Here is an 11,501-nt window from a genome sequence, read left to right as displayed (position 1 = left end):
TGTCGGCCTTGCGCACCGCCGACTGCGGCCCCCGCCTTCGCGGGGGCGACGGCTATCCCTCGACCACCCGCGCCAAATTCGCCAGCGACGAATGCAATCCCTCGAGATGGTCCTTCGCCGAAATCCCCGGCGGCACATGATGCGCGTCGATCGTCACCAACGTCCCGTCGCTCTGCCGTGACAGATACCAATGCATCGACATCGTCCCCGAAAAGCGCGGGTCGTCGGACTCAAACTCGACCTCCCAGACGATCAGCCGCCCGTCGTCGAGCGTCGGAATATACACCTCGACGACATCGCCATCATCGTCGCTCTTGGTCTCGACATCGGCATCGTCAAACGTCAGCCGCATCAAAAAGCCGCCGCCCGCTCGCAGGTCGACATGCTCGAACACCCCGGTCGCGCCCTCGGGCGGCAACCAGCGCGCCAGCTTCGCGGCGCTGGTAAAGGCCGCGAAAACATCGACCAGCGGAGCCGCGATCAGCCGTTCGGCATGATCGGTGCGCCGCGTCTTCTTGGTCGGTTTCAAGCGAGCGCCGCGCGGACCGCCGCCACCGCCGCCTCGGCCGCGCCGCCGTCGGTACCGCCGCCCTGCGCCATGTCGGGACGTCCGCCGCCGCCCTGCCCGCCCAGCGCCGCGACCGCGAGCTTGACGAGATCGACGGCATTATGCGCGACGCCCTCGGTCACCCCGACCGCGACCGAGGCGCGCCCGTCGTTGACCGCGACCAGCATCGCCACGCCGCTGCCGACCTGCTTCTTGAGGCCATCGACCGTGCCGCGCAGCTCCTTGGGATCGAGCCCCTCGACGACCTGCGCGAGGAAGGCGGTATCGCCGACCTGCTCGACCGCCGGCCCCGCCGCAGCACCGCCGCCGCCGCCAGACCCGCCAAGGGCGAGCGCCTTCTTCGCGTCGGCCAGTTCGCGCTCGGCCTTCTTCAATTGCTCGGCGAGCGCCGCAACGCGCGCCGGCACGTCGTCAGGCGAGGTCTTGAGCGCCGCCGCCGCCGCTTTCAGCGCTTCGTCGCGCCCGTTCAGCCAGGTCCGCGCCGCCTCGCCGGTCAGCGCCTCGATGCGCCGCACGCCTGACGACACCGCCGATTCGCCGACGATCTTGAGCAAGGCGATATCGCCCAGCGCCCGGACGTGCGTGCCGCCGCACAGTTCGACCGAATAGCTATGGTCGTCGGCGGCCCCCATCGAGAGTACGCGCACCTCGTCGCCATATTTCTCGCCGAACAGCGCCAAGGCGCCCGCCGCGACCGCGTCGTCGGGGGTCATCAGGCGCGTCGTCACCGCCTCATTGCCCCGGATCTGCGCGTTCACCTCCGCCTCGACGTCGGCGATTTCCTCAGGCGTCAACGCCTTGGGGTGCGAAAAGTCGAAACGGAAACGATCCTCGGCAACCAGACTGCCCTTCTGCGTCACATGTCCGCCGAGCCGGTTGCGGAGAGCCGCGTGCAGCAGGTGCGTCGCGCTGTGATTGGCGCGAATGCGGTCACGGCGCGCGGCATCCACGGTCAACTGTACCGTGTCGCCGACCTTCAGCGTCCCCGCCTCCAGCTTCGCCTGATGCGCGTGCAGCCGTCCGAGCGGCTTGCTCGTGTCGCTCACCGACGCCGCTGCGCCGCCCAATGTCGCGATCGTGCCGCTGTCGCCCATCTGGCCGCCGCTCTCGCCATAGAAGGGCGTCTGGTTGGTCAGCACCACGAGCTCGTCGCCGGCCTTGGCTTCGTCGACCTGGACGCCGTCCTTGACCAGGGCGATCACCTCGCCCTCGCCGACGGTCGCGCCGTAGCCGGTGAATTCGGTGCTGCCATTGGTTTCGGCCAGGTCGAACCAGATTTCTTCCGACGCCTTTTGCCCGCTGCCCTTCCACGCCGCGCGCGCCGCTGCCTTCTGCTGCGCCATCGCGGCGTCGAAGCCGGCGCGGTCGACCGCGATGTCCTGCGTGCGCAGCGCGTCTTCGGTCAGATCGTAAGGGAAACCATAGGTGTCATAGAGCTTGAAGGCGACATCGCCCGGCAACGTCGCGCCCGCATCCATGCCGACGGTCGCCTCGTCGAGCAGGCGCAGACCCTTGTCCAGCGTCTGGCGGAATTTGGTTTCCTCGCGCTCGAGCGTCTCGGCGATCAAGGGCTGGGCGCGGATCAGCTCGGGATAGGCGGCGCCCATCTCGGCGGTCAGCGACGGCAGCAGCCGGTACATCAACGGATCCTTGGCGCCGAGCAGATGCGCGTGGCGCATCGCGCGGCGCATGATCCGGCGCAGCACATAACCGCGCCCCTCGTTCGACGGCAGCACGCCGTCGGCGATCAGGAAGCTCGACGCGCGCAAATGATCGGCGATCACGCGGTGGCTCGCCTTGTGCGCCTCATCGGCGGGCACCCCGGTCTGGTCGACCGACGCCGCGATCAGCGCCTTGAACGTGTCGGTGTCATAATTGTCGGTGACGCCCTGCAGCACCGCCGCGACGCGCTCCAGCCCCATGCCGGTGTCGATGCTCGGGCGCGGCAGGTCGACGCGGTCGTCCGGGCCGCGCTGGTCATACTGCATGAACACCAGGTTCCAGATCTCGACGAAGCGGTCGCCATCCTCTTCGGCCGATCCCGGCGGGCCGCCCCAGATATGATCGCCATGGTCATAGAAGATTTCGCTGCACGGCCCGCATGGTCCGGTGTCGCCCATCGACCAGAAATTGTCGTTGGTCGCGATGCGGATGATGCGGTCCTCGGGCAGCCCCGCGATCTTGCGCCACAGGTCATAGGCCTCGTCGTCGGTGTGATAGACGGTCGCGGTCAACTTTTCGGGCGCGAGCCCCCAGGTCTTGGTGATCAAGGTCCAGGCATGGTGGATCGCCTGTTCCTTGAAATAGTCGCCGAAGGAGAAATTCCCCAGCATTTCAAAGAAGGTGTGGTGCCGCGCGGTGAAGCCGACATTGTCGAGGTCATTATGCTTGCCGCCGGCGCGCACGCATTTCTGCGACGAGGCCGCCGTGCTGTACGGTCGCTTTTCGAGCCCGGTGAAGACATTCTTGAACGGCACCATGCCGGCGTTGACGAACATCAACGTCGGGTCGTTGTACGGCACCAGCGGCGCCGAGGGTTCGATATGGTGGCCGGTCCCCGCGAAATAGTCGAGGAACGAGCGGCGAATGTCGTTGGTCGATGTCATGCGCGCGAATTAGGCACTTTGATGCGGTGCGACAAGCCGGGAAACGTCGATGACCGCGATCGGCACGCCCGATCAAAAGGCGGTCGCGATCCCCTTGCCCAGATAACAGGGCAATTGGCGCAGCACATCGGCCTTCGGAATGCCGTCTTCCATCATCTCGCGCGGCACTTCGGACGTGTCGGTGCGCACGACCGAAAAATCCGCCCCCGGCGCCGCGCGGTGGACGACGACATAGCCGCAATCCATCGTCCCGTCCGCCCGGTCGCCGCGAAAATCGAACGCGGCATAGATGCCGGGCGGCTGGCCGGCGGGATCGAGATACCAGCTCAGGCGCAGGATGCGGATCGTCCCGTCGGCCCACAGCGTCTCGCGCTTGCGCAGGTTCATTTCCCACGCGAGTCGCGGGTTCGCCGCCTGGAACGACAGCCGCAGCATCGCATAGGCCGAGGCATAATCGCGCCTGGCGAGCGCCATGGTGTAGGCCGCGACGCGGCCCATCGCGTCGCTTTCGTCGGCCGGCGTCGGCGCGAAACTGCCGGTTTCAGGCGCGTTGACGACGCGCTCGACCTCGGGGCCGAGCGGCGGCGCCTGCGCCGCGACCGGCGCGACAATCACCAGTCCCGCCGCGACGACAACGGCGCTTCGAAGGTCAGAAAACAAAATAGGCCCCGCCCTTCTCGCGCGCCGCCTGCCAGGCCGGACGCGCGTGCATCGCCGCGACGAAGGCCGCGAGCTTCGGATAGTGGGCCGCCCCGCCCATCGCCGCGACTTCGGCGGGGAAGCTCAACATGATGTCGCCGGCCGACAGGCTGTCGCCGATGAAATGGCCGGCGTCGTTCAATTCGCCCTCCAGATAGGCAAAATGCGCGCCGAGCTGTTCGTCGATCCGCGGCTTGACCGGCGCTGCGGCTTCACCGAGACGGCCGAGGTAGAGGTCGAGGATGATCGGGGTCATCGCCGAGCCTTCGGCGAAATGGATCAGTTCGAGGTGGCGGACATGATCGTCGGTCCCGCGTGCCGGCACCAGCGCCTCGCCGCCATAATTCTCGCACAGATATTCGGCGATCGCCCCCGATTCCTGGATCACGCGCCCCGCATCTTCGAGCAACGGCGATTTGCCAAGCGGGTGGATGGCCTTCAATTCGGGCGGCGCGAGGTTGGTCACCGCATCGCGCTGATACTGCTTGATCTCATAGGGCGCCCCGAGTTCCTCGAGCAGCCAGAGGATACGCTGCGAACGGCTGTTGTTCAGATGGTGGACGATCAGGCTCATGGCGCTCTCCTCTTATGGTTTATAGGGTCCGTTGCGGTCGATCAGCGCCGCGAGTTCGCGCACCAACTTGGCGCCGAGGATCGCGGTGACGTCGCCGATGTCGCGGCCGGGATGATGTTCGACGATATCGGCGCCGACGATCGGCGCGGTCTGTTTGTGCAGCACCGCGAGCAGTTCGCGCACCGTCAGCCCGCCGGGCTCGGGATGCGCGACGCCGGGCGCCGCCGACGGATCGAGACCGTCCATGTCGATCGAGATATAGAGCGGGCCTTCGAGCACTGGCACCGCGTCGGGGGTGAAGCCCGCCATCGGCACGATCTCGACCCCGAAGCGGTTTGCCTGCTCGCGGCAATGATTGTTGAGCGTCCGGATGCCGACCTGCACCAGACGCGCGGCATGACCGCCGTCATAGATGCGCGCGAAGGGTGAAGCGTGGCTGCGTGGATTGCCCTCGAAATCGTCATAGAGATCGGGATGCGCGTCGATGTGGAGGATGGTCACCGGCCCGAAGCAGGCCGCCGCAGCCTCGACGAGCGGCAGGGTAACGGCATGATCGCCGCCGAGCGCGAGCGGGATCTCGCCATCTTCGCGCACCAGCGCGGCGTGGCGGCGGATCATCGCGTCGTCGCGCGCCGTATCCTCGGTCAGCGCGAGGTCGCCGTCGTCGGTGAAGGCGATGTCGGTGCCGAGTTCGGGGCCGAGTTCGCTCGCCATATTGCCGCGCTCGCTCCACAATTGGGCGCGGATCGCAGCCGGGCCGGCGGCGGCGCCGCGTTCGAAGCTGCTGTTGATATCGGTGGGCAGGCCGAAGAGGCGGATCGCGGGCATGGCGTGCTTGTAGCCGCTCAAAGGGGCCGCGCAAGGCCAACGGCGGGCGGGCCGGTCGCGAGAGGGTGCGAACCGAGGGGCAAGGAACCCGCCGCCGTTGGACGACCGGTCCGCACGCGAACCGGCCGGAGGTCTGTCAGTCGTCGTCGCCCTCGTCGGGGCCGGCCATCATTTCCTCGGCCACCGCGTCGGTGCGGCTGCGAATCGCGGCCTCGAGGCGTTCCTTGAGTTCGGGATTGTCGTTGAGGAAGGTCTTGGCGTTTTCGCGGCCCTGCCCGATGCGGATCGAGTCATAGCTGAACCAGGCGCCCGATTTCTCGACCAGTCCGGCCTTGACGCCGATGTCGAGGATCTCGCCGATCTTGGAAATGCCCTGGCCGTACATGATGTCGAATTCGACCTGCTTGAACGGCGGCGCGACCTTGTTCTTGACGACCTTGACGCGGGTGGTGTTGCCGACGATCTCGTCGCCATTCTTGATCTGGCCGGTGCGGCGGATGTCGAGACGCACCGACGCATAGAATTTCAGCGCGTTGCCGCCGGTCGTGGTTTCGGGGTTGCCGTACATCACGCCGATCTTCATGCGCAGCTGGTTGATGAAGATCACCATGCAGCGCGAACGGCTGATCGAACCGGTGAGCTTGCGCAGCGACTGCGACATCAAACGCGCCTGAAGCCCGACATGGCTGTCGCCCATCTCGCCTTCGATTTCGGCGCGTGGAACCAGCGCGGCGACCGAGTCGACGACGAGCACGTCGATCGCGTTCGAGCGCACCAGCGTGTCGACGATTTCGAGCGCCTGTTCGCCGGTGTCGGGCTGCGACACGATCAATTCGTCGATATTGACCCCGAGCTTCTTGGCATAGACCGGGTCGAGCGCATGTTCGGCGTCGACGAAGGCGACGGTGCCGCCGCCCTTCTGCGCCTCGGCGAGCGTGTGCAGCGCCAGCGTGGTTTTGCCCGAGCTTTCGGGACCGTAAATTTCGATGACGCGGCCGCGCGGCAACCCGCCGACCCCGAGGGCGATGTCGAGCCCGAGCGATCCGGTCGAGATCGATTCGACCTGCATCGCTTCCTTCGAGCCCAATTTCATCACCGAGCCCTTGCCGAAGGCGCGATCGATTTGCGCCAGAGCGGCGTCGAGCGCCTTCTGCCTGTCCGTGCTGTTCACTGATTTCCCCGATTCGACGAGTGACAATTGACCGGCCATGACCGTCCCTTTCCTGCTCTATCGCGAAGGCAGAAGCATCGCAACGCCGGACCTGTGTACGGCATTTGTTCTCAAGGAACAAGATGGGAACATAATATATTTCGCGGTAGCGAAATACGCGCTTATCCGGCGAAAAAACCGTCCAACACCGCTTCGATCTCGCTGAGACGAAACGGCTTCGACACCAGCTTGCGATGCGCGTGCGCCGGGGGAATCACGTCGCCGCCGCCCGAGGTGAAGGCGAAGGGGATATCGCGCGCCGCCAGCGCGTCGGCGACCGGCCAGCCCTTGGCCTCACCCAGGTTGATGTCGACCAGCGCCGCATCGACCGGCCCCGCCGCGATGACCGCGAGCGCATCCTCGACGCTCGCCGCCTGCGCGGGTTCGGGATAGCCGAGCGCGTCGAACATGTCGGCAAGCATCATGCCGATCAGCACATCGTCCTCGACGAGCAAGATGCGGCGATCGCCCGCCATCACGACGCCCGCTGCGCGGCGGCGTCGAGCGCGGCCGACACGGCCTCGGCCAATTGCGCGACCGAAAAGGGTTTGGGCAGGAAGGACACATGATCAATATCGATCGACTGGCGCAATTGTTCCTCGGCATAGCCCGACATGAACAAAACGGGCAGGTCGGGCCGCCGGTTGCGCAGCGCGCGGACCATCGCCGGGCCATCCATCGTCGGCATCATCACATCGGTCAGGATCAGGTCGACCTTGTCCATCGCGCCGAAACGCTCGAGCCCTTCCTCGCCCTGCGAGGCGGTGACGACGCTATAGCCGGCTCGGGTCAAAGCCCGTTCGGCGACCGCGCGGACCATGTCCTCATCCTCGACGAGCAGGATGGTGCCGGTGCCCCATTGGCTTTTCTTCGGCTTCGCCGGCGGCGGGACAACGACAGGGGCATCCTTGTCGGCGCGGTGGACGGGCAGATAGATGGTGAAGCTCGCCCCCTCGCCCGGCTTGCTGTCAGCGAAGATGAAACCCGCCGATTGCTTGATGATGCCATAGACGGTCGACAGCCCCAGCCCGGTCCCCTTGCCGACATCCTTGGTGGTGAAGAAAGGTTCGAAAATCTTGGGCAATACGTCTGCGGGAATGCCGCCGCCCGTGTCGCTGACTTTCAAGGCGCTATAATCGGCGGGCGGCATGACGTCGCTGCCCATCGCGCGCACCTCGGCGGCGGTGACCGGATAGGTTTCCATCGTCAGCGTGCCCTGCCCGGCCATCGCGTCGCGCGCATTGACCGCAAGGTTGATGATGACCTGTTCGAGTTGTCCCGGATCGGCGCGCACCGCGCCAAGCCCGCGCCCGTGGCGCACCGACAATTGCACCGTCTCGCCGATCAGCCGCTTGAGCAGGTGCGACACCTCCGAAATCACGTCGGGCAGCTGCAATATCTGCGGACGTAGCGTCTGCTGCCGCGAGAAGGCGAGCAACTGGCGCGTCAGACTGGCGGCGCGATTGGCATTGCTGCGAATCTGCTGGATATCGTCATAATCGCTGTCGCCGGGCGTGTGCCGCATCAGCATCAGGTCGCAGCTGCCGAGCACCGCAGTCAGGATATTGTTGAAGTCGTGCGCGACGCCGCCCGCAAGCTGGCCGACCGCCTGCATCTTCGACGCCTGCGCGACCTGGCGCTTCAGGCGCGATTCCTCGCTCGAATCCTTGAGGCTGAGCAGCACCGCCGCTTCGCCGAGTCCACGCACCCCGACGACGCGCATCGACACCGGTTCGTCGCCCTGCCCCGCCAGCCGGATCGACAAGTCGCCACCGACCTGTTGCCCGCTGCTGTGGCGGCGGATCATGTCGGCGAGCGGCCCCTTGTCCTCACTGACGACGATATCGCCGGGGTAGCGCGGCATCTTCGCCTCGGCCAGCCCGGCGGCACGGATGAAGGCGCGGTTCATATAGAGGAAGCGCCCGTCGCGATCGACCATCGCCAGCCCGAAGGGCAGCAGCGACAACAAAGTCTCGACATAGGTCTGCGCGGTGCCGCGATCGGCGGTGCCGATCTCCTCATCGATCAGCGCGAGCAACATCGGGCCGTGGCTGTCGGCGGGGATCAGCGGGATCTGGAGCAGGCGAATCGGGGTCGCGCGCTCGCCCTCGCGGCCGAAATAAAGCGTCCCGGCGTCGTCGAGGCGGAGCAGCGGCGCAACGTCGCGCCCGGCATAATGGGCCTGATCGCTCTCGCCCAACGCGCGGAGCAGGAAGGCAGGATTGGCGACGCGCAGCCGCCCCTCGGCATTGACCAGCGCCGCCATGATCCCCGCCTGCCCCAACGTGCGCCCCGCAGGGCCGTCGAGGTGGCGACTGATCTCGGTCACCAGGTCGAGCCGTTCGACCGCCGAGAAGCGCCACACCAGATAATCTTCGGACAGGCCGGTGCGGATCACCTGTGCGCGCAGATGCAAGGCGCCGACCGCCAGTTCGTCGACCCCGCCCTCGCCATCGCGCCAGGCCGCGCGTCCGGCATTTTTGAGCAGTTCGGCGCCGCGCCCTTCGAGCGGCAATCCCGGCGGGGTGACGAAGCCGCCCATCCAGGTCGCGAACAGGTCGTTGGCGCAGACGAGCCGCCCGGCGCGGTCGGTCACCGCGATGCCGACATCGTCATGGTCGACCGCCTGACGCAGCATCGTCCAGTCGGGCAACGCCGCCTCGCCGGCGGCGACGGCGGGAAACAGGCGGCGCATCAGGATGACCCCGCCCCCCGCGACCGCCAGACCCGCGAGAAAACCCGCCGCGAGCACCGCATCGCGCGTGGCCCAGAACAGCAGGCCCATCGACAGGATCGCCAGCCCGGCGAGCAATCCGGCGTCGAAACGCGACAGCCCGCCCGGCAGTGCCGACGATGCCCCCGGGCCTGCCCCCCTGCTGAACTCGGTCTCAGCGGAAGGCAGGCTCGTGGTGGTCAACGATATTTCCCTTTATGGCGTTACCAGATGCGGACGCGATCTTCCGGCTTCAGATAGAGCTTCTGGCCTTCCTTGATCTGATAGGCCTTATACCAAGGGTCAAGGTTGCGCGAGACCCAAGTCCGCTGGGTCGAGGGCGAATGCGGATCGGTCGTGATGCGCTGCGACAGATTCTGTTCGCGATAGTTGCGCCGCCACACCTGCGCCCAGCCGAGGAAGAAGCGCTGGTCGCCGGTCAGCCCGTCGATCACCGGCGCTTCCTTGCCGCCGAGCGATTTTTTATAGGCGTCATAGGCGATGGTCAGGCCGGCGAGATCGCCGATATTCTCGCCGAGCGTGAACTCGCCGTCGAGATGTTCGCCGGGCAGCACCTCATAGGCGCTATATTGCGCGACCAGCGCCTTGCCCGCGGCTTCGAATGCCTTGACGTCAGCCTCGGTCCACCAGTCGGCGAGCTTTCCGGTCTCGTCATATTTCGCGCCCTGATCGTCGAAATGATGGCTGATCTCGTGGCCGATCACCGCACCGATGCCGCCATAGTTGACCGCCGCGTCGGCGTTCGGATCGAAGAAGGGCGGCTGGAGGATCGCGGCGGGGAAGACGATCTCGTTCATGCCGAAATTGGCATAGGCGTTGATCGTCATCGGCGTCATAAACCACTCCCAGCGACGGAGCGGGCCACCCAGATGGCCGATATTGTCGTCATGCGCGAACTGGTTGGAGCGCAGCGCGTTGCCGAACAGGTCATTGGCCTTGATCGTCAGCGTGCCATAATCCTTCCACTGGTCGGGATAACCGATCTTGGTGGTGAAATTGGCCAGTTTCTTCTTTGCCTTCACCTTGGTGTCGGGCTGCATCCATTCGAGCTGGCCGATGCGGGTATCGAGCGCGGCGAGCACATTCTTGACCAGCACGTCCATCGCCGCCTTGGTCTCGGGCGGGAAATATTTCGCGACATAATCCTTGCCGACGGCATCACCCAGATTGCCCGTCGTGAAATCGACCGCGCGCTTCCAGCGTTCCTCCCGCTGCGGCGTGCCCGACAGCGCGGTGCCATAAAAAGCGAAGGCTTCCTGGGCGACGGCATCGGGCAAGACGTCGGAAAAGCTGTCGAGGCTGCGGACGATCAGCACGTCGCGGATCACCCCGATCGGCGCGTCGGCGATCAGCTTCGCTTCGCCGGTAAAGGCGCTCGGCTGCGCGACCAGGATCGCGTCTTCCTTGACGCCGATGCCGCGGATGAAGGTCATCCAGTCGAAGCCCGGCGCGGCCTGTGCCAGTTCGGCGATGGTCATCTTGTTATAGACTTTGGTCGCATCGCCGCTGTCGTTCTTGTCCCAATGGACCGTCGCGATCTGCTTTTCGAAATCATAGATCGCCTGCGCGCGCACCGCCGCATTGCTCTCGCCGGCCAGCGTCAGCACATTTTCGAGATGCGTCAGATAGGCCGCCTGCAACTTGGCGTTGCGCTCGCCGTCCTTCAGGTAAAAGTCGCGGTCGGGCATGCCGATGCCGCCCTGGCCCATCTGATAGATATAGGTCTCGGGGTTCTTGTCGTCCTGGTTGACGTAGCCGCCGAAGAAATGCTGGACGCCGTTGCGGTCGGCGGTCGCGAGCAGCGCCGCCAGCCCCGCCTTGTCGACCGCCCGGACCTGCTTGAGCCAGGGCTGGATCGGTTTGAGACCGAGCTTTTCGACGCGCGCACTGTCGAGGTAGGAACGATAGGCGCGGCCGATCATGCTTTTCTTGTCGCCCTTTGCCGCGTCGAGAATCTCGCGGGTGCGCGTCTGCGACAGGTCCTGCAGCGCTGTGAACATGCCGTAATTGGACTTGTCGTCGGGGATCACCGTCTTCGCGGCCCAGGCGCCATTGGCATAGGCATAAAAATCGTCGCCGGGCTGGACGGTCGTGTCCATGCCGGTCTGGTCGAAACCGAAATCGCCGATCTGCGGCTTGGCGGCGGGCTGTTCGGTGGTGGCCGGTGCGGCCGCCTTTTCCTTGGCGATCGCGGGCGTCGCGGCAAAAAGAAGGGCGCCAAGCGCCGCCGTCGCCAAAAGGCGCTTATGCTGTGTCAGACGAGTCATGATATTCCCCAGTGG

General features: G+C 65.8%; 9 protein-coding genes. All 9 read right to left on the bottom strand.

Translation table 11 applies throughout. The features are described 5' to 3' along the window. Positions 1–52 precede the first annotated feature (52 nt). The 9 genes from ACREB7_RS00605 to ACREB7_RS00565 all read right to left on the bottom strand — a co-directional run bounded on the left by ACREB7_RS00605 (position 53) and on the right by ACREB7_RS00565 (position 11,486). The gene (locus ACREB7_RS00605) at positions 53–529 is read right to left on the bottom strand and encodes an SRPBCC family protein (RefSeq protein ID WP_431590363.1); all 477 of its coding nucleotides are present in this window, start codon (positions 527–529) and stop codon (positions 53–55) included. After that, a complete protein-coding gene (gene alaS, locus ACREB7_RS00600) occupies positions 526–3,174 on the bottom strand; it encodes an alanine--tRNA ligase (RefSeq protein WP_431590362.1) in 2,649 nt (882 codons plus the stop codon). Before alaS ends, ACREB7_RS00605 begins: the two co-directional genes overlap by 4 nt. A gap of 72 nt (positions 3,175–3,246) precedes the next feature. Next, complete coding sequence (locus ACREB7_RS00595) at positions 3,247–3,789, bottom strand: hypothetical protein (protein WP_431590361.1); 543 nt, start codon at positions 3,787–3,789, stop codon at positions 3,247–3,249. Between the two features lie 34 nt (positions 3,790–3,823). After that, the gene (locus tag ACREB7_RS00590; RefSeq protein WP_431590360.1) at positions 3,824–4,447 is read right to left on the bottom strand and encodes a glutathione S-transferase family protein; all 624 of its coding nucleotides are present in this window, start codon (positions 4,445–4,447) and stop codon (positions 3,824–3,826) included. Between the two features lie 12 nt (positions 4,448–4,459). Continuing rightward, on the bottom strand, positions 4,460–5,296 hold the full coding sequence (speB, locus tag ACREB7_RS00585) for an agmatinase (RefSeq protein WP_431590359.1): 837 nt from the start codon (positions 5,294–5,296) through the stop codon (positions 4,460–4,462). Between the two features lie 115 nt (positions 5,297–5,411). After that, positions 5,412–6,485, bottom strand: coding sequence for a recombinase RecA (gene recA / locus ACREB7_RS00580; RefSeq protein WP_431590358.1), 1,074 nt, complete (start codon positions 6,483–6,485; stop codon positions 5,412–5,414). A gap of 122 nt (positions 6,486–6,607) precedes the next feature. Beyond that, positions 6,608–6,961: a response regulator gene (locus tag ACREB7_RS00575; RefSeq protein ID WP_431590357.1), complete on the bottom strand. Its 354-nt coding sequence runs from the start codon at positions 6,959–6,961 to the stop codon at positions 6,608–6,610. Next, positions 6,961–9,270 (bottom strand): response regulator, encoded by a 2,310-nt coding sequence (locus ACREB7_RS00570; RefSeq protein WP_431590366.1) that lies wholly within the window; start codon positions 9,268–9,270, stop codon positions 6,961–6,963. Before ACREB7_RS00570 ends, ACREB7_RS00575 begins: the two co-directional genes overlap by 1 nt. A gap of 152 nt (positions 9,271–9,422) precedes the next feature. After that, a complete protein-coding gene (locus ACREB7_RS00565) occupies positions 9,423–11,486 on the bottom strand; it encodes a M13 family metallopeptidase (protein WP_431590356.1) in 2,064 nt (687 codons plus the stop codon). Positions 11,487–11,501: the final 15 nt, after the last annotated feature.

This window comes from Sphingopyxis sp. (genome assembly GCF_050725615.1).
Lineage (GTDB): Bacteria > Pseudomonadota > Alphaproteobacteria > Sphingomonadales > Sphingomonadaceae > Sphingopyxis.
Note: the sequence above shows the minus strand (reverse complement) of the source record. Positions and strands in the feature narration are given on the sequence as shown.

Excerpts from the sequence above, each read along its gene's own strand:
- alaS (WP_431590362.1), bottom strand. The coding sequence starts at position 3,174 with ATGACATCGACCAACGACATTCGCCGCTCGTTCCTCGACTATTTCGCG.
- ACREB7_RS00590 (WP_431590360.1), bottom strand. The coding sequence starts at position 4,447 with ATGAGCCTGATCGTCCACCATCTGAACAACAGCCGTTCGCAGCGTATC.
- recA (WP_431590358.1), bottom strand. The coding sequence starts at position 6,485 with ATGGCCGGTCAATTGTCACTCGTCGAATCGGGGAAATCAGTGAACAGC.
- ACREB7_RS00575 (WP_431590357.1), bottom strand. The coding sequence starts at position 6,961 with ATGGCGGGCGATCGCCGCATCTTGCTCGTCGAGGACGATGTGCTGATC.
- ACREB7_RS00570 (WP_431590366.1), bottom strand. The coding sequence starts at position 9,270 with ATGGGCCTGCTGTTCTGGGCCACGCGCGATGCGGTGCTCGCGGCGGGT.
- ACREB7_RS00565 (WP_431590356.1), bottom strand. The coding sequence starts at position 11,486 with ATGACTCGTCTGACACAGCATAAGCGCCTTTTGGCGACGGCGGCGCTT.